This is a genomic window from Nocardia vulneris (genome assembly GCF_001613425.1).
GTDB classification, from domain to species: domain Bacteria; phylum Actinomycetota; class Actinomycetes; order Mycobacteriales; family Mycobacteriaceae; genus Nocardia; species Nocardia vulneris.
The window spans coordinates 192,429-215,504 of the sequence record NZ_BDCI01000004.1; the positions used below are offsets into that span (position 1 = coordinate 192,429).

At 68.0% G+C, this 23,076-nt stretch carries 24 protein-coding genes; 11 read left to right on the forward strand and 13 right to left on the reverse strand.

Annotated features, from left to right (window positions below; genetic code table 11):
• Positions 1–110: 110 nt before the first annotated feature.
• The 4 genes from NVU01S_RS06880 (at position 111) to NVU01S_RS06895 (ending at position 3,311) form a co-directional block, all read left to right on the forward strand.
• Positions 111–1,022 carry a diacylglycerol/lipid kinase family protein gene (locus tag NVU01S_RS06880; protein ID WP_052280538.1) on the forward strand — a complete coding sequence of 304 codons (912 nt, stop codon included), beginning with the start codon at positions 111–113 and terminating at the stop codon, positions 1,020–1,022.
• A gap of 22 nt (positions 1,023–1,044) precedes the next feature.
• Positions 1,045–2,289 carry a phthiocerol/phthiodiolone dimycocerosyl transferase family protein gene (locus NVU01S_RS06885; RefSeq protein ID WP_043669683.1) on the forward strand — a complete coding sequence of 415 codons (1,245 nt, stop codon included), beginning with the start codon at positions 1,045–1,047 and terminating at the stop codon, positions 2,287–2,289.
• A 195-nt stretch (positions 2,290–2,484) separates the two neighbouring features.
• Positions 2,485–3,036: an RNA polymerase sigma factor gene (locus tag NVU01S_RS06890; RefSeq protein ID WP_043669686.1), complete on the forward strand. Its 552-nt coding sequence runs from the start codon at positions 2,485–2,487 to the stop codon at positions 3,034–3,036.
• Positions 3,033–3,311, forward strand: coding sequence for a hypothetical protein (locus NVU01S_RS06895; RefSeq protein ID WP_043669689.1), 279 nt, complete (start codon positions 3,033–3,035; stop codon positions 3,309–3,311). The genes NVU01S_RS06890 and NVU01S_RS06895 overlap by 4 nt, the downstream gene beginning before the upstream one ends.
• Positions 3,312–3,330: 19 nt before the next feature.
• Here the strand turns inward: NVU01S_RS06895 and NVU01S_RS06900 are convergent, their stop codons facing one another.
• The 4 genes from NVU01S_RS06900 to NVU01S_RS06915 form a co-directional block, all read right to left on the reverse strand.
• Positions 3,331–4,236, reverse strand: coding sequence for an alpha/beta fold hydrolase (locus NVU01S_RS06900; RefSeq protein ID WP_082032020.1), 906 nt, complete (start codon positions 4,234–4,236; stop codon positions 3,331–3,333).
• Positions 4,237–4,264: 28 nt separating this feature from the next.
• Positions 4,265–5,104, reverse strand: a complete 840-nt coding sequence (locus tag NVU01S_RS06905; RefSeq protein ID WP_052280539.1) for an alpha/beta fold hydrolase — start codon at positions 5,102–5,104, stop codon at positions 4,265–4,267.
• A 124-nt stretch (positions 5,105–5,228) separates the two neighbouring features.
• A complete protein-coding gene (locus NVU01S_RS06910) occupies positions 5,229–6,122 on the reverse strand; it encodes a LysR family transcriptional regulator (RefSeq protein ID WP_043669692.1) in 894 nt (297 codons plus the stop codon).
• Between the two features lie 24 nt (positions 6,123–6,146).
• Positions 6,147–6,965 (reverse strand): alpha/beta fold hydrolase, encoded by an 819-nt coding sequence (locus tag NVU01S_RS06915; RefSeq protein ID WP_043669694.1) that lies wholly within the window; start codon positions 6,963–6,965, stop codon positions 6,147–6,149.
• A gap of 275 nt (positions 6,966–7,240) precedes the next feature.
• Here NVU01S_RS06915 and NVU01S_RS06920 point away from each other — a divergent pair, with 275 nt between their 5' ends.
• Positions 7,241–7,972 (forward strand): GbsR/MarR family transcriptional regulator, encoded by a 732-nt coding sequence (locus tag NVU01S_RS06920; RefSeq protein WP_043669697.1) that lies wholly within the window; start codon positions 7,241–7,243, stop codon positions 7,970–7,972.
• A gap of 84 nt (positions 7,973–8,056) precedes the next feature.
• Positions 8,057–8,899: an acyl-CoA thioesterase family protein gene (locus NVU01S_RS06925; protein WP_043669700.1), complete on the forward strand. Its 843-nt coding sequence runs from the start codon at positions 8,057–8,059 to the stop codon at positions 8,897–8,899.
• On the opposite strand, the gene NVU01S_RS06930 is transcribed toward NVU01S_RS06925, so the two are convergent.
• The 3 genes from NVU01S_RS06930 to NVU01S_RS06940 all read right to left on the reverse strand — a co-directional run bounded on the left by NVU01S_RS06930 (position 8,876) and on the right by NVU01S_RS06940 (position 11,436).
• Positions 8,876–9,859, reverse strand: coding sequence for a helix-turn-helix domain-containing protein (locus tag NVU01S_RS06930; RefSeq protein WP_043669704.1), 984 nt, complete (start codon positions 9,857–9,859; stop codon positions 8,876–8,878). The genes NVU01S_RS06925 and NVU01S_RS06930 overlap by 24 nt on opposite strands.
• Positions 9,856–10,587, reverse strand: a complete 732-nt coding sequence (locus NVU01S_RS06935; RefSeq protein ID WP_175068872.1) for a PAS and ANTAR domain-containing protein — start codon at positions 10,585–10,587, stop codon at positions 9,856–9,858. Before NVU01S_RS06935 ends, NVU01S_RS06930 begins: the two co-directional genes overlap by 4 nt.
• Before the next feature lie 87 nt (positions 10,588–10,674).
• Complete coding sequence (locus tag NVU01S_RS06940) at positions 10,675–11,436, reverse strand: ATP-binding protein (protein ID WP_043669708.1); 762 nt, start codon at positions 11,434–11,436, stop codon at positions 10,675–10,677.
• Between the two features lie 181 nt (positions 11,437–11,617).
• Between NVU01S_RS06940 and NVU01S_RS06945 the strand changes: the two genes are divergently transcribed.
• Positions 11,618–12,604, forward strand: coding sequence for a chemotaxis protein CheB (locus tag NVU01S_RS06945; protein WP_043669710.1), 987 nt, complete (start codon positions 11,618–11,620; stop codon positions 12,602–12,604).
• 60 nt (positions 12,605–12,664) lie between these two features.
• Here NVU01S_RS06945 and NVU01S_RS06950 read toward each other — a convergent pair whose 3' ends face one another.
• A complete protein-coding gene (locus NVU01S_RS06950; RefSeq protein WP_043669713.1) occupies positions 12,665–13,627 on the reverse strand; it encodes a hypothetical protein in 963 nt (320 codons plus the stop codon).
• Positions 13,628–13,845: 218 nt separating this feature from the next.
• Positions 13,846–14,757: a manganese catalase gene (locus NVU01S_RS06955; protein ID WP_043669930.1), complete on the reverse strand. Its 912-nt coding sequence runs from the start codon at positions 14,755–14,757 to the stop codon at positions 13,846–13,848.
• A 193-nt stretch (positions 14,758–14,950) separates the two neighbouring features.
• On the opposite strand from NVU01S_RS06955, the gene NVU01S_RS06960 reads away from it, so the two are divergent.
• Complete coding sequence (locus tag NVU01S_RS06960) at positions 14,951–15,466, forward strand: GtrA family protein (protein WP_043669715.1); 516 nt, start codon at positions 14,951–14,953, stop codon at positions 15,464–15,466.
• A 4-nt stretch (positions 15,467–15,470) separates the two neighbouring features.
• On the opposite strand, the gene NVU01S_RS45210 is transcribed toward NVU01S_RS06960, so the two are convergent.
• A complete protein-coding gene (locus tag NVU01S_RS45210) occupies positions 15,471–15,596 on the reverse strand; it encodes a hypothetical protein (protein ID WP_256656719.1) in 126 nt (41 codons plus the stop codon).
• Positions 15,597–15,749: 153 nt separating this feature from the next.
• Here NVU01S_RS45210 and NVU01S_RS06965 point away from each other — a divergent pair, with 153 nt between their 5' ends.
• Positions 15,750–15,959 (forward strand): hypothetical protein, encoded by a 210-nt coding sequence (locus tag NVU01S_RS06965; protein ID WP_043669717.1) that lies wholly within the window; start codon positions 15,750–15,752, stop codon positions 15,957–15,959.
• On the opposite strand, the gene NVU01S_RS06970 is transcribed toward NVU01S_RS06965, so the two are convergent.
• The gene (locus tag NVU01S_RS06970; protein ID WP_082032021.1) at positions 15,956–17,284 is read right to left on the reverse strand and encodes an MFS transporter; all 1,329 of its coding nucleotides are present in this window, start codon (positions 17,282–17,284) and stop codon (positions 15,956–15,958) included. The genes NVU01S_RS06965 and NVU01S_RS06970 overlap by 4 nt on opposite strands.
• Positions 17,285–17,482: 198 nt before the next feature.
• Here NVU01S_RS06970 and NVU01S_RS06975 point away from each other — a divergent pair, with 198 nt between their 5' ends.
• Positions 17,483–18,358, forward strand: a complete 876-nt coding sequence (locus tag NVU01S_RS06975) for an LLM class F420-dependent oxidoreductase (protein ID WP_043669719.1) — start codon at positions 17,483–17,485, stop codon at positions 18,356–18,358.
• A 55-nt stretch (positions 18,359–18,413) separates the two neighbouring features.
• On the opposite strand, the gene NVU01S_RS06980 is transcribed toward NVU01S_RS06975, so the two are convergent.
• Positions 18,414–20,261, reverse strand: a complete 1,848-nt coding sequence (locus tag NVU01S_RS06980; protein WP_043669722.1) for a Xaa-Pro dipeptidyl-peptidase — start codon at positions 20,259–20,261, stop codon at positions 18,414–18,416.
• 78 nt (positions 20,262–20,339) lie between these two features.
• Positions 20,340–21,299, reverse strand: coding sequence for a M64 family metallopeptidase (locus NVU01S_RS06985; protein ID WP_052280540.1), 960 nt, complete (start codon positions 21,297–21,299; stop codon positions 20,340–20,342).
• A gap of 181 nt (positions 21,300–21,480) precedes the next feature.
• Here NVU01S_RS06985 and NVU01S_RS06990 point away from each other — a divergent pair, with 181 nt between their 5' ends.
• Complete coding sequence (locus NVU01S_RS06990) at positions 21,481–23,076, forward strand: alkaline phosphatase D family protein (RefSeq protein WP_043669725.1); 1,596 nt, start codon at positions 21,481–21,483, stop codon at positions 23,074–23,076.

A 23,076-nucleotide genomic window follows, 5' to 3' on the forward strand; every position in this document is an offset into this window, starting at 1 on the left:
TCATCGCACCAGGTCGGGCGGGCGTTCATTCGCGGCTCAACGCCCGCTCGAGCACGCCACCCAAGATCGGATCGACAGCACGTTCCCCGGTCCGATCGGAGCAGTTCACCATGCCTTCCGCCGCCACTATCGGCAGCAAGACCATCGATGTGATCGGGTATCCGTGCAATGCGCGCGGACGAGGACTGCGTACGGCCGTCACGGCGGCGCACTACCTCGCCGCCCGCGGCGCCCGGGTCCGCCAACTGCGCGGCACCACTCCCGCGACGACGATCGACCTGATCCGCGCGCGGCTCAGCCGGCCCGACCGTCCGGAGGTCATCGCCTGCGCTGGTGGCGACGACCTGATATCGCTTGTTCTGCAGGCCATCTCCGGAACCGGGGTCGCGCTCGGCGTGTTGCCGACCGGGCACCGGGACGATCTCGCCGCAGCACTCGGCATCCCGCTGAACGACCCGCGGTCGGCGGCCGAGGTCGTCCTGGCCGGGCAGCTCCGCGAGATCGACGTGGGAGTCGCCGGTACCGCACCCGCCGCACACACCATGTTCACGACCGCCGTGCACATCGGATCCGACACCCGGCTGCTCGAACGCCCGTACCGGCCGTGGTCCCCCGGTTTTCCTGCGGCGCTGCCGGCTCCCTCCGCACACCCGGTAAGGATCGAATTAACTTGTGGTACTGAGCTTTCCACGCCGACCGTGATCGATACCGAGGCGTTGTTCGTGACCGTGGGCAATATCGGCCGCATCGGCGGCAAGCCGATCTGCCCCGGCGCACGACTCGACGACGGCCTGCTCGACGTCACCGTGATCGGATCCGCACCGCGCGGACAGACGCTCCGCCTGCTCACCGCGTTGGCCGCCGGACGGGCGGTCACTCATCCCGCCGTCACCTACCACCAGGCCGCCGCGGTGTCCGTGTGGTGCCCGGCGGGCAGCGCGATCGTCGACGGCACATCACTGGACGCGCGGCCCTGTACCGCGCACGTTCTGCGCGGCGCGCAGGCCGTCCTGGTGCCGTGAACCTACCCCTGAGGAGAATCTTGTGAAATACCGAATCGGCACCATCGACCAGAACTTCGCGCCGAACAGACTCACCGTCTCGTACGTGGCCATCTGTGCGGGCACGGTAGATGTCGACCTACTGCGGCGGGCCTTCGCGCACACGTGCCGTCGCTTTCCGATGCTGTGCGGGCGGCTCCGCTCGGACGACGGCGACTGCTACGTCCACATTCTCGACAGTGAGCGCGACGACGCCGTCTTCGAGACGGTGCACAGCAGCGTCTCGGAGTGGCTCGCGCGCGGCCTCGACCCAGTCGATCCGGCCGTTCGGCTGGCGACACTGGAGATCGTGCACGCCGGCGCGACCACCGCGGTCGCACTGCGCGTGTCCCACGCCATCGGCGACGCGCACCTGGGATTCGAACTCCTCACCGAACTCTGGCGGACGGCTACCGCACTCGCCGCCACTGGGGCACTCGCCGAGCCCACCCCGATCGTGCCCCGCAGGCTGGAGGAACTACTCCACGAGCGCGGGATTCCCGTCCCCGACGTGGCGCTGCCCGCACCCCACGGCCTCTACCGCTGCACGCCGACGGAGATACTCGGCCGGCCGGGCCTGCGCCTCGCCACGGAGGAGCGGATCACGCTGTCGAACAGGGACACCGGCGCGCTGCTGCGCCTCGCACGAGCGCAGGGCACGACGGTGCACGCGCTGCTCAGCGCCGCGGTGATCCGGGCCGAGCGAGCGATGATCGCCGAAACTTCCGGCGCCGCACCCGAAGACGAGCTGCCGATGATCATCGGGCATGCCGTCGACCTGCGCCCGCATTTGACACCCCCGGCTCCGGTCACCGATACCAGCAACGGTCTCGGGTACGCGCCCACCGTAACCCTGTGCGGACCGGACGCCGACCTGCTCACCCTCGGCAAAGAGGTGAAGGCGCAGATCGTATTCGGCATCGAGAGCGGTACCGCACTGGCCACCATGTTCGCCGCGGCCCGCAGCGGGGAGAGCACACCGGACACGGCCGTCAACATCCTCACCAACTGGGGTGTGGTGCCCGCGCTGGAGTGTCCGGACGGGATGGCGGTGGTCGACTTCCGTGGCTTCGTCACCGGTGATTCCGTCCCAGAGCTCAGCTATTTCGTCTACACCTTCCGAGGGCGCCTGAGCATCGAGTTCACCTACGCCGAAAACCACCATCACCGCACCCGGATCGCCGCACTGCGCCGCCTCGTCGCGGGGAACCTCGAGGAGTTGATCGGTGATCTGGCCCGCCAGAACTGACCGGCCCGGCGCTGCGACGATATCCGGGCTGCTGCCGCCGAATCCTTTTGCCGTTTCGGTCGCTCTTATGTAGGAGCGGCCGAAAGGGCCGGTGTCGAGGAGGATCGATGACAGTGATCGTGGTCGCCGTGGTGGCGGCGGTGTCGGTGTGCAGCTGTGTGGCGGTGCTGCGGTGGCGTGGAAGGACGAACAGGCATGAGTGAATCGACTGCTTGGCCTGCCGACCAGCTGGTGCTGGCCGCCCAGCGCGGCGATGAAACCGCCATCACCGCACTGGTTTCGGGTGCGTATCCGCATATCCGGCGGTTCGCGACGTCGCTGTGCGCGAGCAGTCAGGACGCGGAGGACGCGGCGCAGGAAGCGGTCATCGTGCTGTTCCGCAAGATCGGCACGCTGCGCGCGACCACGGCGCTCGCGTCCTGGGTGTTCCGGATCGTGCGGAACGAATGCCTGCGCCGCGCCCAGCTGTTCGCGCGCCGCACGGTGCCTGCGGCGGAGGAGCTTTCGCCCTCGGCCGAGGACGACGTGCTGAGCAGGCTGGAGATCGAACGGGTGGCCGCCGCCGTGGCGTTGCTGCCCGAGGATCAGCGTCGCGTCCTGATCATGCGGGACATCCAAGGGCTACCGGGAAAGACCGTCGCCGTGTCGCTCGGGCTCAGCGCGGCGGCGATGAAGTCGCGGCTGCATCGTGCCCGGGCGACCGTGCGGGCGCACCTTGCCGTCATCGAGGGGGGTGAACCGCGTTGAGCACCGACGCGCCGTCGTTCGCCAGCAGATCCCTGCCGCTGCACCTGGCCAAGGGCGCCATCGGTTTCGGCTTCCTGGCCGCCTCGATGGCACTGCTACCGGTCCTCGGATGGATCGGCTTGCTGCTCATCGTGCCGGGTCTGGTGGCATTGCGCGGCTGCCCCACCTGCTGGGCGATCGGCCTGGCGCAGACACTGTCGCGGGGCCGGCTGCATCGGGTCTGTACCGACGGCCGGTGCACCCTGCAATCGGGGGCGCCCGGCCGACCTTCTTGACCGGTGTGCGGCCGTCCGGCTATCGAACCGGCGTCGAATCCAGGAAGGAGACGACCAATGGTACGAGTAGATCTGGGCGGTACATGATGTCGTAGTGGGTTGTGCCCGGGACCGTTTCGAGGCGCGCACCCTTTCCGGCGTCGAGCCGGGCGACGAGGTCGATGGTGTGCTCGCGGTACAGGGCGTCGGATTCCGCGGTGAGGATGAGCGCGGGTGCTTGGATTTTCGGGAGTTGCGCGGTCCAGTCGTAGTCCTGGGTGAGCAGCTGCCTGGTCTTGGTGACCAGGGCCGTCCAACCCGCCGGATCCGGCGCGACACCGCTGTACAGCTGATAGAGCGGAGTCTCGCGCAGCGCATCGGGATTCATCGCGGCCATCCCGGCTCGAGTCTCGGGCAGCCAGCCGTCGGAGCGGTAGGGGGCGGACGCGATGGCGAGACGGCCGACCAGATCCGGTCGGCGCGCCGCGACCTGCAGGGCGACGCCACCGCCCAGCGAATAGCCGAACAAATCCGTCCGGCCGAGGTTCAGGTGAGTGATCAGCGCCGAAATATCATCGGCCAGTGACTCATAACTCAACGCTCGCTCGCGATCGGGCGTGTGCCCGTGCGCTGGCAAGTCCACCGAGATGACCTGACGTGTCTTGGACAGCTCGGGAACGTAAGTGCCGAAGGTGGATTCAGCGGTGGCGAGCCCACCGTGCAACAGGATCAACGGCTCTCCGGTGCCCTGCGTTTCGTAGTAGAGCCGCCCGCCGTTGATCTCGGCATATCGGCCCTTACCGTCGGCGGACACCGGATCATCTGCGGCAGAAGGTGTTTCCGACGCCACCGCGCCGCCGGTATCGTCGGTACCGCCACAGCCGGTGAGCACTGCGGACAGGGCCACGGCGCCCGAGACGGCCAGTGACACGATGCGGATTCGCATGGGTGATCCTCTTCGAGAGTGCTGGATGTCAGGCCGCGAAGTGATCCGCGCCGACGAGGAAGGCACCGGAAACCGGTGCCAGGAGTGCGATTTTCGGATCGTGACTCAGTTTCGCCACTTCCGCGTGCCGCGCGTTCGGCAGCACGGCGGTAATCGCACGGGCAGCCGACCGCAACAGAGCTCCGCTCTTGGTGCCCGAGATGACCAGGGTCGGCACGTCGACGCCCGCCCACTCGGCGGGCCGCAACGCTTCACCACGCATGTACGGGCCCATGATCGCCCAATCGTGGGCCGTGGCGGGAGCGGTGGCCAACAGCGCGTTCCAGAACGGGGTGAATCGCATGACCGCGGCGAGCAACCACGGCATGCCCATGCCTTTGGTCATGTAGTAGCGCACCACCTCCGCGCGCCGGTCCGCGGCGATCATCTCGTGCAGCCTGGCTGCCAGATCCGCTGGGGGAACAAAGTTTTCCTGGTCGGTGACGAAAGGCGGTTCGTAGGCGACCACTTTCGTGATGCCGTGCACCCGCCCGGAAGCGGCAGCGAGCAGCGCCAGGCCCGCACCCGACGACCAACCGAACACCGCGGCGCGGCCGCCGACCGCCTCGATCAGCGCCGCGAGGTCGTCGATCTCGTTCTCTACGCTGTAGACACCGGGCGAGTCGGTGCTGTCGCCGCGTCCGCGCCGGTCGTAATTCACGACCGTCAGCCCATACTGTTGCGCCAATATCTCGGCCAGCTCGACCAGCTTCGGAAACTTCCGATAGCTGAACGCGCCACCGATCAGGATGACCGTTCCGGCGGTACCGCCGACGATCCGATCGAAGGCGAGGACGACGCCTCCGGGCGTGGTGATGGTCTGCACCATTCGTGCCTTTCTCAGCAAACATTTTCAGCGGCACCACGAATCTCAACAGCCGGCGACGGGCGCAACAAGCGGTATGTCGGCAACGCCGGATGTAGCGGGGCTAAACGATCAGCGACGCGGCGGCTCACGCCGAAAGTGCTGCCTCGGTGATGGTTTCGAGGAATGGTGGCACCAGCGGGTGCTGCCCGGCGCGCGGCCACATCAGCCCGTAATCGATGGTCGGCGCGTCGCGGAAGGGGACGAACACGATTCCCGGATGCGAGTGGAACCGCTCGGCCCGCAGGGCGACGGTACTGACGCCGACACCCTGGCTGACGTGCACGAGCACCTCTGCCCAGTAGGTCGTCGCCGGTCCCTGCGGGATCGGCCGGCCCGCGGGAGTCCGGCGGGGAAAGTGGCAGTCCATCCAGTAGCGCGGGACCGATGCATCCGCGAGGGTGATCAGTTTCGTGTCCGCGAGGTCTTCTACGGACACCGATTCCGCCGCCGCGAAGCGATGTTGCTCGGGCACCATCAGTCCGCGCGGTTCGGTGAAGACGATCGCCCCGGTCATGATGTCGGGTTCCGCGATCGGGAATGCGGTCAGCTGGAGATCGACTGCGCCCGAACGCATCCGGCGCAGCGGTTCGGTCGGCTGGATCTCTTCGATGCCGACGATGGCGCCGGGGTAGCGGGTACGGAACAGATCCGCCGCGCGCATAAGCAGATTCCCGCACCATGGCGCCGAGAAGCCGGCCGTGATGGCCCGTTCGACGCTACCGCCCCGGCTGGCGGCCAGGACGCTCGCGGTGATCTGCTCATACGCGGGGCGCAACTCGTCGCGTAGCTGTCTGCCCAGCGGCGTGAGGGCGACCGTGCGGCTGCTGCGCTCGAAAAGCGCACTGCCGATGCGGCGTTCGAGCTTTCCGATGGTCTGGCTGATCCGGCTGGTGGTCACCCGCAGGCGCTCGGCGGTCCTGCCGAAATGCAATTCCTCGGCCAGCGTGAGAAAAGCCTCCAACTCGTGCCGCTCCAACATGAGCGTTGCTCGTGCGCCGGTCGATCACCGACGCGCGGGCTGCCGGGCCGAATCGGTCTCGCGCACGGCGGCGGCGACGGCGCGAAAGTCCTTGCGCAGGATATGGGAATGGTTGCTCGCGACCTTCGCGCTCACCTGGATGTGCGGGTTTCGTGCGAGCACCGGATCGAGTGAGGCGCGCACCGCTTCCATCTCCTTTTCGCCGCCGCCGAGGCTCGCACCCGTGGCCAGGACGTAGCGCACAGGGCAGCGCACCTGATCGAGCACCGGTGCGATCGCCGCGACGATCTCGTTGATCTCGATATTGACCTCGGCGTGCTCGGCCGCGCTCATCCGCGCCGCCATGCCGAACGGACGCGCCAGCGGCAGTAGAAAACGCATGCGGTGGAACAACTTCCGAATCCGCTCCCGTCCTTCGGCACCGGTCAGCCCGTACGGCATCGCACCATCCACCGACACCACGCCGAGCGCGCGTTCCGGATTCCGCGCCGCCCAGTGCGCCGCGAGGGTCGCACCGTAGGACCAGCCCACCAGGATCGCCCGATCCACGCCGCGCGCAGCGAGAACGGCATCGACATCGCGCAGGCACGCCTCGAAGGTGTAGTCCGCGGACTGCCGCGACTTGCCGCGCGCCCGCATGTCGTAACTGATGTGCCGGTATCCGGTACCGAGATCGGCGATCACCGGCCGCCACGGGCGCTGATCGGCGTAGGCACCGTTCAGGTAAAGGATGACCGGACCGGAACCACCGGTGTCGGTCACCGCCAGTGCGGTGTCCTCGACCGGCACCAGGCCGGTCCAGGTCGAGTCGGCGGTCGCGTGCTGCGCGGTCCTGGTCCTCATCACGAATCTCCTCGGTGCGTTGTCTACGCTTCGCGATTCCCATGTTCGGGAATCTCTGAATGTCATCGAACGTACATTGCATTCAGAAATTCGTCAACGTTCTCTCTCGACTCGATTGCCGCTATAACTCGCACTTCTACGGGCTATTGCAATGACATTGAGAATGAATGCAATGCAAATCGCACGACATCTTTGCAATGAGATTCAGAAGACGGCATACTTGGGCAGCCAGCGGCGGGCATAGCCCACCGACACACAGAGGAGATCGGCACCGCATGCCCGGAGGCAGACTGAGCAACGAGGATCGCCAGCGCATATCCACCGGCTTGGCCGAGGGACTCGGCTACGCGGAGATCGGCCGGCGGCTGGGCCGGCCCGCCTCGACCATCATGCGCGAGGTCACGCGCAACGGCGGCGCCGACGGCTACCGCGCGGATCGGGCGGACGAGGACACCCGTCAGCGTGCGCGCCGGCAGAAACGACCGCAGCCGACGACGCGACCACTCCCGGACAGCGATTACGGCCGCGACCCGCACGAGGTCCAGGACGCCGCCGACTCCTTCACCGCGCTGCTGGTGGGCCAGGGCCTGGCCCGGATGGAGGCGCGCGTGCTGGCCTGCCTGCACTTCACCGACTCCGGTGCCCGCACCGCCGCCGAGTTGGTCCAGCTCCTCCAGGTGAGCCCCGCGTCCATCTCGCACGCCGTCGCCTTCCTCGAACAACAGGGCATGCTCCGGCGCGAACGAGTGCCCGGTGGACGCCGCGAACGCTATGTCATCGACGATGATCTCTGGCTGCGCAACCTGCACGCGACGCTGCAGATGAGCGAGGCCCTGGCCGCCGAATCCCAGCGCACCGCGGAGATTCTCGGCATCGATACTCCGGCGGGGGCGCGGTTCGCCGCCTCGACCGAACTCCTGCTGCTGGTGAACGAAGCGTTCCAGCACGCGATCGAGCAATGGACCCGGCGCACCGCCGCTCGAGCACCGTCGGATGCTGCCCGGTAGATCCGCGCCAACCTGGTAGAACGTTTCCGCCACCAGGCATTTTGCGATGGCCCTCGGCTCGCGGACCGATCTAAGGTCCCTTGCATGAGCTCTGTCGAAGTTTCCCTGTACCCGGTCCGGTGCGATATCCAACCGCGGCAGGCCGATCTCGGCCGGGACGGCACCGCGAGCACGACCGCACTGGCGCAGTGGCTGCTGGAAGCCCGCAGACGACTGCGGTTGCCGCGATTCGAGCGACTCGTGCACTCCGGCGCGTTCGGTCCCTTCCAGATCGTGCTCGTCGGCGAGCGCGCCGAACGGCTCGCGCCGGTCCGCCTCTCGGACCCGGATATCACGGTGCACACCGGAATCCGGCGGTTCGGCCGGTCGTCGTTCACCTACGAGCAGGCGGTGTTCGCGGGCACCGAGCAGGTAGGCCGCGGCGGGGCGACCATCCTGCTGCTCGGCCCCGCGGGACCGCTCGCACTGCCGGACGAGATGATCGCCGATCTCACGGAGCTGTCCCTCCCGGATTCGGCCGAACCGGCCCCCGCTCGACCGGCGGTCGAGCGCCGAAACCGCGGCCACTACTCGTTTTTCGCGCCCCTGCGCGCACGGATCGCCGACGTCGACATCAACCAGCACGTCAACGCCATCGTCCTGGCGACCTGGTACGACGAGGCGGTCGCCGCGTTCACGGCCGCGGCGCTCGGCGTGACCGGCCTGGTGCCGGACCTGGCGCCGACGGCGCACCGTATCGACTACATCGGCGAGGTCACCTACCCCGGGGATTATGAAATCGGTGTCACGGTCCGCTCTTTCGAAGCCGATACCGTGCACTACGAACTCGGCATCTTTCGCGGCGACACCTGTTCGGGCGTTGCCGACCTCACCGGACCGCGCGGCGAGCTGACCCCGGAACCTTCAGCGACCGACGTCCCCCACTGAGCGGGCGTAGTCGACCGGCGTCCGACCGTAGCGCTTCTTGAACGCGCGGACGAAGTGGCTGCTGTCCGAAAAGTGCCAGCGCGCAGCAACTTCCGCGATGGTCGGCCGCCGGCCGGGGCGGGTGAGCGCACGCCGCGCCGCGTCCAGCCGCCGGTGCCGGATGTAGGTCGCCGCGGACTCCCCCGCCTCGGTGAAGGCCCGTTGCAACGTGCGCACCGAGACGTTCAGTTCCCGCGCCAACATCGCGGGAGACAGGTCCGGATCGGTGAGGCGGCGCTGCGCCAGGTCCTTGGCCGCCCGGACGAGCGCGGGCCGGAACTCGGCCTCCGCGTCGTCGAACCGCCCCGCCGGCACCGCCCTGGCCAGCTCGAGCAGTGCGTCGTGCGCGGCGTGCACACCGGCCGGGCCGAGCGCGGTCACGGTCTCCTGGACCATGGTCGTGTGCGCCATCAGCAGGCGCATCTCGGCCGAATCCGCCGAACCCAGGCTGCTCTGGTTCCGCAGCCGCGACTCGAGCACGGCCGAGGGCAGCGTGAGGATCCGCACGGTGGTGCCCGGTGCGGCGCCGAAATGCAACGGCGAACCGTACCGCAGCAGGAACTGTCCATCGGTCACGCGGTATGCATCACCACCGGGCGTGCCGCCCAGCGCCCAGGTGCCGCGCCGGACCACGTACATCCGCACCTGATCCGCGTAGCCGTAGGGGGTACCCGCGGTGCGGATGACGGACGCGCTGTCGAGATCGGTGACCGCCACGTCGCGCACCTTCGCGACCCGGGTCCGTACCCGGAAATCACCCCGGGTGGTGGAGCTGAACGTCGGCAGTGGGAAGGCCGAGCCGACCTCGGTGAGCCATCCGTGCCGGAAGATATCGAAACCGCGCGCGACGCGGCCCGGGTCCGTGGAGTCCAGGGCGAAACCGCCGCGCGTATCGGCCGCGGGCGTTTCGATGCTGTTCATCGGCGGGCGCCGTCATCCTCGTGACGCACCGCGTCGAGTTCGGTGTCCGGTGTGCTGGGCACGCGCTGGTGCGCGGTCAGCAGGACATGATCGATGCGGGTGCGCAGTGCGGTCGGGGCCGCGCCCGACCCGGTGACATCGGCGATGAACTGCTCGGACAACGCCCGCAGTTTGATGTTGGTCTCCTGGGAACGCCAGCGCAGCACATTGAACGCTTGATCGGCCTCGATGCCGTAGGCCAGCATCAGCATGCCCTTGGCCTGCTCGATCGCGGCGCGGGCCGCGACGACCTCGGGCAACGTCTCGGTGAGCACCGTCCGTTTGTCGGTCGCGACGGTCGAGGTGATGTCGACGTAGTACCCGGTGGTGCCGATGACCTGCCCGGCGTCGTCGAACATGTGGTCACCCACCACCATCACGTGCCGGACCGCGCCCGCGGCGTCGACGAGGCGGTGCCTGCTGCTGAACGGCTGCCCGTTCTCGACCGCGGCGGCGATCGCGGCGGCGACCTGCTCGGAATCGTCCGGATGCCGATGTGCCAGTAGCAGTTCCGTGGTCGGCTGGACGGTCCCCGGCCGATATCCGTGCAGTTCGGCGACTTCGGGTGACCATTCCCAGCGTTGATCGGCGAACCAGTACCAGAAGGTGCCGACCCGCTGCGGCGTCCCGCCGATCACGTGCTCGAAGTCCTCCGTACTCGCTCGAGCTGGCAGCGCATCACCGGTCACGGGATCCAGTATCGCCGCGAACGTCACCGGATGCGACGTGCCCGGACGAATCGCCGGGCTGACCGGCGAACCCGCACGACACGCCGGTCACCCCGGCGCGCGGTCCGTGGTGGTGAGCGCGGCCCAGACCACCTTGCCGACGGGCCGGCGCGGCGCACAGCCCCATGCCACGCTCAGCTGCGAAATACTGTGCAATCCCCCGACGTGCGCACCCCCGGCACCCGGTTCGGCCAGCATCGCCTCGCGGGGATCGCTGTCGTAGACGGCAATGGTCAGCACGTCATTGCACAGCTCCAGCCGCAGCCGGAAATCGTCCGTGCCCCGGGCATGCCGATAGGCGTTCTCGATCAACTCGTTGCCCACCACCAGCGCGAGCACCCGGACCTGTGGCAGCTCCCACGCCCCGCAGGTCTCGCTGATGAACCGCCGAGCCTGCTGTCCCGCCAAGGCCGTCGGAGCGATCTCCAGATTGACGCGCCGATAGGCCCGCGGGTCGCGCGCCGCCCGCAGCGCGGCACCGAGGCTGTCCAGCACCGGCACGAACCGGGACACCGCGCTCGACCGCAGCCGCCTGCGCTCACCCGGGGCCGCGCAGACGAGCAGCACCGGCGTGCCGGGCCAGGTGCTGACCCGCATCCACGCACTGGAGAACGCCGTGAACAGCGGTTCGCTCCGGATCAGCAGTCCGTCTACGACCACCAGCACCGCCCGGGGTTGCTCCATCGCGTACTTCACCAACTCGTCGGTGAATTCGCGATAGTTCACCGCCGACAGCTCCCCGCGCGGACGAAGGACGATCGAACCCGCGAGTTCGCTCTTGTGCCAATCGATTTCGCGTTGCCTGGTCATCGTCTCGGTGCCTCGGACCGCTACTCGCTACCGCGTTTGCCGCTCGGCGAGCCAGTGAACGGCGCTACATTCCGGTACTACCCGAGCGTTCGCGCCCTACACACCTGGCCGGGCGCGGCACTTGTTTGCCTGCCCTGGGCTGGGGTAGCCGACACATTCAGGGAAGAACCAGAAGGGTGCCATGAGCGAGTCTCCTTCGCATCTGATCGTCGTCGGCGCTTCCGCCGGAGGCGTAGAAGCCTTGCGCGAGTTCGTCGGCGGGCTGCCTACCGATCTGACCGCAGCCGTGCTGGTAGTGCTGCATATTCCGGCGCAGGGACCCAGCGTGCTGCCGTCGATTCTGCGCCGGGCCGGGTCGCTGCACGCGGTGGCGGCCGACAACGGCACGCCGTTGGCCGCGGGGACGATCTACACCGCCGTACCGGGCCATCATCTGCTGGTCGCCGACGGTCGCACGCTGCTTTCGCGCGGTCCCACCGAGAACGGGCATCGCCCGGGCGTAGACGCGCTGTTCCGCTCCGCGGCCGTCGTCTGGGGGCCGCGAGTGGCGGGCGTGGTGCTCTCGGGCTCGCTCGATGACGGTACGGCCGGGCTGGCCTCGATCAAAGCCCAGGGCGGATTGACCGCGGTCCAAGACCCTGCCGAAGCGCTCTACCCCTCGATGCCGGAGAACGCGTTGGCGAACGTGGACGTCGATCTGGTCATGCCCGCCAAGAAGATCGGCAGCGCGCTGGCCGATCGCTTGCGTTTCCAACCCGCCGACCCGCCGGCACCACCGCCGCCGCTCGACCGGTTGGAGGCCCGCATCGATGCAGGCGAACAAGACGACTCGACCGAGGTGACGGCCGCGTTGCCCGCGGCAGGGCTGAGCTGCCCCGACTGCGGCGGCTCGCTGTTCGCCGCACAGACAGCCGCTCGATTCCGCTGCAGGATCGGCCATGCGTGGACCGCGCAGGCGCTGTTGCTCGAACAACATCTCGAAGTGGAACGCGCGCTGTCAGCGGCACTGCGGGTGGTGGAGGAGAAGCGCGCACTCGCCGATCGGATGCGCGCCGACGCACTCGAGCGCGGTCATCGACAAGTCGCCGACACCTATGCCGAACGCAGTACCGAACACGCGCACACCGTGGCGGTGCTGCGCGAACTGCTGTCCCGCGAGCCCTCCTGACCCTACTGGCACAGGCCGACTCGAATCCGAGTCGGCCTGTGCCAGTGGCGAATTGGGGTATCAGTTCAAGCCGGTCACCTCTTGGGCGATCGCGGCGAGCCGGGTCTGCGCGGCCGAGATCACACCGTGCCGGTCCTTGTGCTGCTCCTCGTAGGCGACGATCGCGCGGATGTCGGCGGGCGAGGTCAGGTCCTTGATCGCGGCGACGGCCTGGGTCACGTTCAGGTCGGCGTAATCGGCGATCGGCAGTTCTGCCGGCTCGAGCACGCCGGTGCTGGTACGCAACGAGTGGACGGCCTCGGCGGCCCCCCTCGCGCCTTCGCGGTGGGCCACCTGCTCGGCGGTCTCGAGGACCGCATCGCGCGACGCGGCAAGCGCTTTCACGGCGACATCACCCGCGTACGCGCCTCTGGCGAGCAGCTCTTCGAACGCGGGCGGCGCGCTGCGGAACGTATCCAGCGCCCGGTCGATGCCGCGCGCGGACCAGGTCACCGGGATGTTGACCAGTTTCACCGCGGTACCGGCGGCCGCCTGGAACGGCGTGCGGCGCAACGCCGCCGGGCCGCCGAGCGCGTCCTCGGCCAGCACGGTGGTGAGCCAGTCGACGGTCGCCGAGTGCGCGGCGATCAGCCGGTCCGCCAACGCCACGATCCCGGCGTGCTCGGCGGTGGTGGCGAGCGCCTTCAGGTAGCGGGCGCGGTCGAGCAGCTGATGCTCGAGTGCGAGATCGCCGAGCAGGGCTTCGTCGAACGGCTGCGCCTGTTCGCCCATCGCCTTGACCGCCGCGACGGCTCGGCCGAAGAAGGGGCCGATTCTGGTTGGGATGCCGCCCAATTCGCGCAGGGCGGCTTCGATGGCGGCGGCGCGAGCCCGGGCGTTGTCGGCGTTCTCGGACAGCTCCCGGCGCACCGCGTCCGTGCGCGCCTGGGCGATGCGGGTTTCGGCGACCTGTATTTCGGTGTTGGTCAGATCGCGGACAGCGCGCAACTGCGCCAGCAAGGTGGTGGTGTCGCGTGTGCTCATGAAAATCTTTGTCCTTCGACGTGGATATCAGGTCGGCGCAACGGTGCACCACTGATACGACTACCCACCTGAGCCGCCCGAAACATTGCGCCCCACCATGTTCGGTCCCGAGCCGCCGGACAACACACTGGTCAGGCACTGATTACGGCCGATCGGAGTCGGCAGCGATCGGCTGCGGCGGCTCAGCAACACCGGGCTTGCGTTGCCGGGCCGGGTGATCAGGGCTTGTCGGGATCCAATGTGTCCTTGATCTTCCCGATCAAGCCCGCTTCGGTACCGAGCGCGGCCGAGCGTGGTTCACCCATCGAGCCGTCGTAGGTGACATAGAGCTGCGGATCCGGCGGCGGCGGTGCGGCCTTGTCCCCCAACGGAACCGGATCCGGAATGAAACCGTTCTTGTGCAGGCCGTCCGGTGCCATGCCGTGCGCCCACATGCCTTGATCGGCCGCTACGCCGTCGGACAGGTGCCACAGGCTGGTCGCGTGCTCGCCGTGCTCCTCGTCGAGCAGCGCGTTCGGGGTGATGGTGCCCTCGATGCCGTCCGCCTCGAGCTGCGCGATCGCCGACAACCACAGATTCTGGTGGTAGGTGTCGCGCGCGAGGTTGAACTTCAGCATGTCCTTGACACCCGGGTCGTCGGTCATGTGATAGAGCCGCGCGGTCTGCACGCGACCTTGGGATTCCGCGGTGACGTTGGCCCGGAAGTCGGCGAGCAGATTTCCGCTGGCCACGATGTAGCGGCCGTTCCACGGCACCCCGTTGCTGTCGGCGAGCACCGGCCCGCCGCCGGAAACGATCGCCTGCTGCGGATCCATCCCGCCCAGCACGGCCGCGACCACCGGGTCGCCCATCGCCGCCTGGGTGGCGTGCGTCGCGGGCGCCCCCTCCAGCAGGCGGGCGACCATCGTCGCGATCATCTCGACGTGCCCGATCTCCTCGGTCGCCACGTCCATGATCATGTCCTTGTATTTGCCGGGCATCCGGCAGTTCCAGCCCTGGAACAGGTACTGCATGGTCACGGTCATCTCGCCGTAGGCGCCGCCGATGAGTTCCTGCAGCTTGCGCGCGTACACCGGGTCCGGCTTCTCCGGCTTGACATCGAATTGCAAATGGCCGGTATGGCGAAACACGTTGTCCTCCAAATGAGTTGTATACGTTCCCTTCCCGCCGCGACTACCGCGGCAGCGTCGGGGCAAACACCGATTCGGCGCCGACAAAACGGCGAGTCGCCGAGTTCGATCTTGCCTATACGTATACATCTACGTATAGTCAGAGCGTCGCCGGAAGTCGGCGGTGCCGAGACCTACGTTCGATCGGAAGACCATGACCGTCCTGCAGACCACCCGCCCGGGGTTGCTCCCCGGCACGAGCGCCTACGCCGCGTTGGCCGATCGGTACCGGGGGCTGCGCGCGGAATGGGAGGCGGCGCTCGCCGGACCGCTGCGGCACGTGCGCAGCGAACACGCGCTGGCCCAGCTCGTTCGGTTCGCCCTGGTCGGTGGTGCCAGCAATATCGCCTACGTGCTGCTGTTCCTGGCCATGCACGGCAGCGGTCCCCTGGTCGCCAATGTCGCGGGCTCGCTGGTGAGCACGGCGATCGCGAACGAATTGCACCGGCAGCTCACGTTTCGCGCGGCGGGCCGCGTCACTTGGCGCACCGCGCAGTGGGAGGGCGGCGGGCTGGCGCTGCTCGGCCTCGGCATCAGCACCGCGGCTCTTGCGGGACTGGACTTCTGGGCGCCGGGCCTCGGCGAAACCACACAGGCGGGCGCCGTGCTCGTCATCATGGCCGCGGTCGGCGGGCTGCGCTTCCTGGCCCTGCGCACCCTCGTGTTCTGAAGGGTCAGATTCGATCGTCGCCTTCGTTGGCCGACGGGTTCCCGGTCGACAGAGAGGTGTCGTCCTTGCCGCGCGACCGCTTGCGGAACAGCAGCACGGCGGCGACCACCACCACGAGCGCAATGATCACGATTATCTCCATGATCAGGTGCTACCCGGCATATCGGTGGTTATTCGCCGCGGCGGCGATGCATCTTTTCCCGCACCCCGGGTACGCCGCCCCAAGCACGCCGAACCTATTCGGCGCGGCTGGACAACAACGGACTCGAACACAGGAGGACTGATGGTCTCTCAGGACACGATCGCGCAGCTACGCCAAGACCTCACGACGGCCTCCGACGCGGGTGACGAGGCGGCGGTGACCCGCCTGCGCGGCGAGCTGGACGAAGCCTTGAACGCCCAGGGCGCCGAAACCGAAGCGCGCGACGATCCGACCGCCACCACCGAAGACCCGGCCGCCAATATGGACTACGAGGGCGACACCCCCAACTAGGACACCTTCGTGGGATCGTCCTCGTGCGCGATGGTGCGCAGGTCCAGACGGCGCGTCTCCCCCGCCCAGAGGAACGCGGTGGCGGTGCAGGCCAGCATCGCGCACAGCAGCAGCGAGACGGGAACGGTGGACGGGTACCGGTCCAGCAGGGCGACCCCGATCAGCGGGGTGAGCGCCCCGCCGACGACGGTGGCGAGCTGATAGCCCAAAGACGCACCGGTGTAACGGACTTCGCTCGGGAACAGCTCGGCAAAGAACGGCGCCTGGATGCCGGTGAGCAGGCCGTGCATGGTGAGTCCGATCGTGATCACCACGGTGATCACGATCCACCGGCCACCGTCCACCAGCGGCAGCGCAAGGAAGGCCCAGAGCGCGATCAGCCCGGCCAGGAGCACGCTCGTCGGCCGCCGCCCGAACCGGTCGCCCACCGCTCCCCCGGCCACGATCGCGGCCGCCTGGAAGCACGAGGCGATCGTGATCGAGGACAGCACAGTACTTTTCGGCACGTGCACGACCTGGGTGAGGTAGGCGAGCAGGAAGATGCTGAAGGTGTAGTAGGTGGCCTTCTCGCCGACGTCCGCGAGCGCGGCGATGAGCACCTGTTTACGAAAGCGGCGCAACACGATTCGCACCGGCGCGTGTCCGGACCGGCCCGCGGCGCGAGCCTGCGCTTCCAGGAAGATCGGCGACTCCTCCACCGCGTGCCGCAGCCAGATGCCGACCAGCACCAGCACGATCGAGAGCAGGAACGGGATCCGCCAGCCCCAGGCCTGGAATTGGGCATTCGACACCCAGAGCCCGAGCACCGCGAGAACGCCTGTGGCCAAAAGGTTTCCGAGCGGACCGCCGGTTTGCGGCCAACTGCTCCAGAAACCACGATGGGCAGGCGAGCCGTGCTCGGCCACGAGCAACACCGCACCGCCCCACTCTCCGCCGAGCGCGATGCCCTGCACCAGCCGCAGCAGCACGAGCAGCAGTGGCGCGGCAACCCCGATGCTGGCGTAGGACGGAATCAATCCGATCGCGACGGTCGCACCGCCCATCAGCAGCAACGTGATCGACAGGGTCCGCCGCCGCCCGAGCCGGTCGCCGAGGTGCCCGAACAGCACGCCACCGAGCGGCCGCGCCAAGAACCCGACCGCGTAGGTCGCCAATGCCAGCAGTACCCCGACGAGGGGGTCATCCGCCGGGAAGAACACCTTGTTGAAGACCAGCGCCGCCGCCAGCCCGTAGAGGAAGAAGTCGTAGAACTCGATGGTCGTCCCCGCCACGCTGGCGGCGACCACCCGGGCGAAACGAGCACCGGAGGTGGGAGTGTCGGTCATAGTCGAGCATCCAGTCGATCAGTGGTCGCGGTGACCTGTCGACTATGCCGCCCACGGCCACCACCCGTCCCGAAATTCGTCCGATCAATTCGCCCCTGCCGCACTGCCGAAACGCGGTCGCATGCGAGTACTTGACTTGGAGTGCACTCCAAGTCGTAGCGTGCTCACCGAGAGTCTTCGACAGACAAGGGGCTGGTCATGGAACTCGGTTTGCATCTTCCGATCTTCGATATCGACGGTGGCACCACTGCCATCGCCGGTGAACTCGCCCGGGTCGGCGCCGCCGCGGAGGCGGCGGGCGCGACCTGGCTGTCCTTCATGGATCACTACTTCCAGATCGAGCCGACGGGCCTGCCCGCGGAGGCGAACATGCTGGAGGGCTACACCTCGCTCGGCTACCTCGCCGCGCACACCTCCACCGTCGAACTGGGCCTGCTCGTCACCGGCGTGACCTATCGCCATCCCGGGCTGCTCGCCAAGATCGTCACCACCCTCGACGTGCTGTCCGGCGGCCGGGCCGCGCTCGGCATCGGCGCCGCGTGGTTCGAGCGCGAACACCGCGGGCTCGGAGTGCCCTATCCCCCGCTCGGCGAACGGTTCGGGCGGCTGGAAGAAGCGTTGCAGATCTGCGCCCAGATGTGGGATCCGGCGAACAACGGGCCGTTCGAGGGCACGTATTACCAACTGGCGGAGACACTCTGCGCCCCGCAGCCGATCTCGAAGCCGACGGTGCTGATCGGCGGCAGTGGCGAGCGCAAGACCCTGCGCCTGGTCGCACAGTACGGGGACGCCTGCAATCTGTTCGGCTCCTCCCCGGAGGACGTCCGGCACAAACTCGACGTGCTGCGCAAGCATTGCGACGACGTGGGCCGGAACTACGACGACATCCGGATCACGGTGATGGCCAACAATCCCCGCCCGGACCCGCAGCGCCGCGACGAATTCGTCAGGCAGATGGCCGATTACGCCCCGCTCGGCGTGCACACCGTCATCATCACGCCGACCACGGGCGCACCCGCCGCGTGGATCGACGCGATGGCGCCGGCGGTCAAGCAACTCGCCGAACTCGGCTGACCCGCAACGAATCCGGCCTACCCCACTGCGGTAGGCCGGACCGTGCGAGACCGGACTAGCCGGTCGCGACGTTGAACACGCCCTGCCCGCCGACCACCGGGAAGGTCACCTTGGTCTCGGTGAGGTTCACCGAGAACCCGGGGCCCGGCTTGGGTCGCAGGGTGTACTCGTTGTCACTGGACAGGATGACCACGCCCAGCTTGTGTCCCTTCGGCAGCAGATAGTCGTGCGGCTGCATGGAAAGGTTGATCGAGTACTGCGTGCCCGGCGTGATCGGGGTCGTCTTACCGAGCGCGTCCCGGTTCTGCGGATCCACCCAACCCCTGGTGATGATGCGGGATCTGCCGTCGGGTCCCCGATCCACCAGCAGCGCGGTGACATTGGCCGCGGGTCGCTGGAAGGTCATCCGGAACGCGACATCGACTGTGCCGCTTATCCGCAGCGCGGACCTGGTCGCTTTGGTGTAGTAGGCCAGGCGATTCGGCGAGCTGGGCGCCGCGACGAGGTCCGCGGCCGTCTTGCTCGCGTCGTCGTCGAGTGATTCCGGCGGCGCACCGTTCGCGCCGCCGATCGGCACGAGCCCGCCCGCGCTGCGGCCACCGGGGGTGAACTGCGCGATCGCCGCGGCGGCACCGGGGGCGGGCCATTCCGCCTCGTTGACCCAGGACTTGTCCTCACGCTGGATGGTGGCCTTGGGTTCCCGATCGATCCCGTTGTTCTGGCCGAGCAGATACTTGCTGAACCAGCGGTTCACCGTGCGCAGCCATTCGTCGCGGCGCAGGCTGATCGGGTCGACATGGCCGGACTGATGCAGCCAGATCTTGTGCGGGATATTGGCTTTCGTGAGCGCCGCGTACCACTGCGCGACATGCTTGGTCTTGACATTGAAGTCGTTGAGCCCGTGCACGGCCAGTACCGCGGCGCGCACCTTGCCGACGTCGTTGAGGTAGTCGCGCTCCTCCCAGAACTTGTTCACATCACCGGTGATCCGGTCCTGGTCTCGCTCGAGCTGGTCGATGACCGGCTTGCAGATGTTCTGGTCCGCCCTGGTGTAGACGTAGCGGGCCAGCACGTCGGTGTCTTCACCCTGGTACGTGCCGGGCGCGACCACCGCACCGGCCGCGCGGTAGTAGTCGTACCAGCTGCTGATGGCGGCGATGGGCACGATGGCCTCCAGACCGGGCACGCCGGTCGAGGCGACGGCGTTCGGCAGCGTCCCGTTGTAGGAGACGCCCATCATGCCGACTTTGCCGCTGGCCCAATCGGCTACGGCGCGCTTGCCCTGCTCGTCCCTGGCCTCGGCCCGGCCGTTGAGCCAGTCGATCGGGGCGCGGGCGCCGATGGTCTCGTTGCGCGCGCCCGAGGTCGGGCAGCCGGTGGACTTACCGGAGCCGAGCGATTCCCCGTACATCACGGCGTAGCCGCGGGACAGGAAGTATTCCTCGTACTGCCAGGTGATCTGCCCGTTGCCCACCGTGATACCCGCGACCCGCAGGTCTTCGGCCACCCGTGCGCGCATCTCGCCGGGCGCCTTGGCCATCCGGCCTTCGGGCCCGCCGGGCACGTAGAGCTCGACGTCGACACCGTGGTTGGTGACGTCGTTGCCGCCGGAGAAGTACGGGCTCGCCTGGTACACGACCGGCAGTTTGCCGGTCGCACCCGCCGGGCGGACCACCTGGATATGCACCTCGTCGTCCTTGCCGTCCCGGTCGCTGTCGATCGGCGCCCGGACCCACAGGTCCTTGCGGATCGGCGCGGCCGCGTCGAAGACCGGCTGGGCCTCGCCGCCGGAAAACGATGGCCCGCCTGCCGGTTGCGCCATCGCGGGTGCGCCGCACAGCAGCATCGCACCCACCGCGCTCACCAGGGCCAGTCGTTGCCACGGTCTGGGAATCGCCGCCATAATCCACTCCTTGTCATCCCCCGCGCGACCTTTCCGCGCGGGGCTCGAAACATTCACTGGTGCAAAGGAATTGCTGGATCAGGGCTTGTTCGGCGGAGCCTTCCGCTCGATCGCGGCCTTCATCGCGTCCAGGCCGATGAGGTTGAATTCCCGCCCGAGCGCTCGCATCAACGAGTTCTCCGTCGGCCGGTACACCCCGCGCTTGTGATAGACCGCGCCTTCGTAGGTGCCGACCACGCCGCCGTCGGGTGAGGGTTTGCCGAGGTACTGGTACCACTTGGTGCGTTTCTGCTGCATCTGCGCGCTGGTGTAGATCGAGGCGTTGACCTCGCGCGGTTCGCCGCCGGTGTAGCGGTCGTCGGGGTAGTCGTACTCGTCGGCCAATCCGCCGATGGTGTGGCCGAGTTCGTGCAGCACGATCTGCCCCGCCGCGGTGTTGCCGCCGGACGAGGTGGCGACCCGGCCGCCCGCGCCGCCATATTTCGTGGTGTTGGCGAGCGCGACCACCTGGTCGACCTCGGGTGCGAGCCGGGCGAACTGCAGCGCTTTGTTCTCGTTGACGCAGAGCAGCCGCTCCGTGCCGCCACACCAGAAGGTCATGTCCAGCGCGGTATTCCGATAGGTGCCGCGCGGATCGTTGTCCACCCCGGACTGCTGGGACACCACGTTCACGGCCCAGACGTTGAAGGAGTTCTTGTATGACTTGAACGGCTCGACCTGGGTCAGCTCGTTCCAGCGGCTCGTCGCCTGCTGCTTGTATTTGTCCAGCTCGGCCGAGGTATAGCCGTCACCGACGAAGACGAGATCGAAGCGCTGGCTCGACGGGCCGGTCTGCTGGATCGGCACCACATCGGCCTGTACCGCCGAGCGCGGCGCCGGGGTCTGGTCCTGGACCGGTGCGACGACCCGGCTGATCGTGCCGTCGGGCGAAAAGACTTCCCGCTCTTCGTATTGCGTGGCGGATCCGGTGGCGGTGGACAGTCCGGCGATGATCACCGTGCCGAACATGATGGTGGACAGACGTCGTAGCAGCGGCATGACGAAACTCCTGGAATGGTCCGCGAATTCGAGCGAAACGGCGGTGGCGCGCCGTCTCTGGATGCGTCGAATGCCTAATCAAGGAACCACATCCGGGCGAGCAACTCGACTGGCGCACAACTGGGGATCGGCATCGGCGTTCCGGACCGGGCCGCCGCCCGGCGAAGTAACGTCGGAGTGCATGGCGAAGCTGCTTTTGGGGCCGGTGTTACGGCACGTCGACACCACCTCGGCGACCGTCTGGGTGGAGACGGACAGCGCGTGCGAAGTGGATGTTCTGGGCTTGCGCGCGAACACCTTTCGAGTCGGGGAGCAGCATTTCGCGCTGGTGCTCGTCACGGGATTGACGCCGGGCACGTCGACGCCGTACGAGGTGCGACTGGACGGGGAAGCGGTGTGGCCGGAGCCCGAATCCCGTTTTCCGGCCTGCCGGATCCGCACCCGGCCCGTCGAGAAGATCCTGTTCGGCTCGTGCCGGGCGGCCAAGGCGACCGCGGACGCGGCGGCGGACGCGGTCGGTCTCGACGCGTTGGACGCCTACGCGTCCCGCATGCGGGACTTGCCCGAAGACCGATGGCCCGACGCCTTACTGCTGCTGGGCGATCAGGTGTACGCCGACGAGCCCACGCCGCAGCTGCGGGAATGGTTGCACCGGCGGCGCGGGGACCAGGAACCGCGGGGTGAGGTGGTGTCGTTCCGGGAGTACGGCGAGCTGTATCACGAGACCTGGAGCGATCCGGAGATCCGCTGGCTGCTGTCGACGGTGCAGACCTCGATGATCTTCGACGACCACGACATCCGCGACGACTGGAACACCTCGCGCACCTGGCGTACCCAGATGGCGGAAAAGCCGTGGTGGCGCAGCCGGATTCGCGCCGGGCTCGCGAGCTACTGGGTGTACCAGCACATCGGCAATCTCGGACCCGCCGAACTCGCGGACAACGAGCTGTACCGCACGGTCACCGCGTCGGGCGCGGATGTCCGTGCGCTGCTGGAGGATTTCGCCGAACGCGCCGATGGCGAGGTGGACGGGCGCAGGCCGACCCGCTGGAGTTACCGGCGCGATTTCGGCCGGATCCGACTGCTCATGATCGACACCCGCGGCGGGCGCATCCTCGACGGCCAGCGCTTGATGGTCGGAGCCGAGGAGTTCGACTGGATCGAGGCGAACGCCGCGGGTGAGTTCGACCATCTGCTCATCGGCTCGTCGTTGCCGTGGCTGATGCCGCACGCGCTCAGCCATCTCCAGTCGCTCAACGAACGCGCCGCGAACCAGCCGGGGCTGCGCGGCAGGCTCGGCGAAAAGCTCAGGCAGGCGGCAGATCTGGAGCATTGGCCCGCATTCCGCGGGTCGTTCGAGCGTTTGGCCGGATTGATCCACCGGATTGGTACCGCACCGGACGCGCCGCGCACGATCTGTGTGCTGTCCGGCGACGTGCACCACAGTTACGCCGCCCGTGCCGACTACCCGCACCCGACGAAATCCCAAGTGCTGCAACTGGTGTGTTCGCCCGTGCACAACGACCCACCGAAACGGTTCCGGCCCGTGTTCGCCCTCTCGTGGGCCACACCGATCGCCTCGGCGCTGCGGTGGCTCGCCGACCGGCGCGGCATCTCCGCGGACCCGGTGCGCTGGACCAAGGTGAGCGGCCCGCATTTCGGGAACTCGATCGCCGCGCTCGACCTCACCGGCGACGCCGCGCGGTTCACCCTGGAAACGGCTCGGGAAGGGGTCGGCTTGGTCGAGGTGGCCCGGCTGGACCTGACGACGGCCTGA

Coding starts and splice junctions, on each gene's coding strand:
- NVU01S_RS06880 (WP_052280538.1), top strand. CDS start 111: ATGCCTTCCGCCGCCACTATCGGCAGCAAGACCATCGATGTGATCGGG.
- NVU01S_RS06890 (WP_043669686.1), top strand. CDS start 2,485: ATGAGTGAATCGACTGCTTGGCCTGCCGACCAGCTGGTGCTGGCCGCC.
- NVU01S_RS06900 (WP_082032020.1), bottom strand. CDS start 4,236: ATGCGAATCCGCATCGTGTCACTGGCCGTCTCGGGCGCCGTGGCCCTG.
- NVU01S_RS06905 (WP_052280539.1), bottom strand. CDS start 5,104: ATGGTGCAGACCATCACCACGCCCGGAGGCGTCGTCCTCGCCTTCGAT.
- NVU01S_RS06910 (WP_043669692.1), bottom strand. CDS start 6,122: ATGTTGGAGCGGCACGAGTTGGAGGCTTTTCTCACGCTGGCCGAGGAA.
- NVU01S_RS06915 (WP_043669694.1), bottom strand. CDS start 6,965: ATGAGGACCAGGACCGCGCAGCACGCGACCGCCGACTCGACCTGGACC.
- NVU01S_RS06920 (WP_043669697.1), top strand. CDS start 7,241: ATGCCCGGAGGCAGACTGAGCAACGAGGATCGCCAGCGCATATCCACC.
- NVU01S_RS06925 (WP_043669700.1), top strand. CDS start 8,057: ATGAGCTCTGTCGAAGTTTCCCTGTACCCGGTCCGGTGCGATATCCAA.
- NVU01S_RS06930 (WP_043669704.1), bottom strand. CDS start 9,859: ATGAACAGCATCGAAACGCCCGCGGCCGATACGCGCGGCGGTTTCGCC.
- NVU01S_RS06940 (WP_043669708.1), bottom strand. CDS start 11,436: ATGACCAGGCAACGCGAAATCGATTGGCACAAGAGCGAACTCGCGGGT.
- NVU01S_RS06945 (WP_043669710.1), top strand. CDS start 11,618: ATGAGCGAGTCTCCTTCGCATCTGATCGTCGTCGGCGCTTCCGCCGGA.
- NVU01S_RS06950 (WP_043669713.1), bottom strand. CDS start 13,627: ATGAGCACACGCGACACCACCACCTTGCTGGCGCAGTTGCGCGCTGTC.
- NVU01S_RS06960 (WP_043669715.1), top strand. CDS start 14,951: ATGACCGTCCTGCAGACCACCCGCCCGGGGTTGCTCCCCGGCACGAGC.
- NVU01S_RS06965 (WP_043669717.1), top strand. CDS start 15,750: ATGGTCTCTCAGGACACGATCGCGCAGCTACGCCAAGACCTCACGACG.
- NVU01S_RS06970 (WP_082032021.1), bottom strand. CDS start 17,284: ATGACCGACACTCCCACCTCCGGTGCTCGTTTCGCCCGGGTGGTCGCC.
- NVU01S_RS06975 (WP_043669719.1), top strand. CDS start 17,483: ATGGAACTCGGTTTGCATCTTCCGATCTTCGATATCGACGGTGGCACC.
- NVU01S_RS06980 (WP_043669722.1), bottom strand. CDS start 20,261: ATGGCGGCGATTCCCAGACCGTGGCAACGACTGGCCCTGGTGAGCGCG.
- NVU01S_RS06985 (WP_052280540.1), bottom strand. CDS start 21,299: ATGCCGCTGCTACGACGTCTGTCCACCATCATGTTCGGCACGGTGATC.
- NVU01S_RS06990 (WP_043669725.1), top strand. CDS start 21,481: ATGGCGAAGCTGCTTTTGGGGCCGGTGTTACGGCACGTCGACACCACC.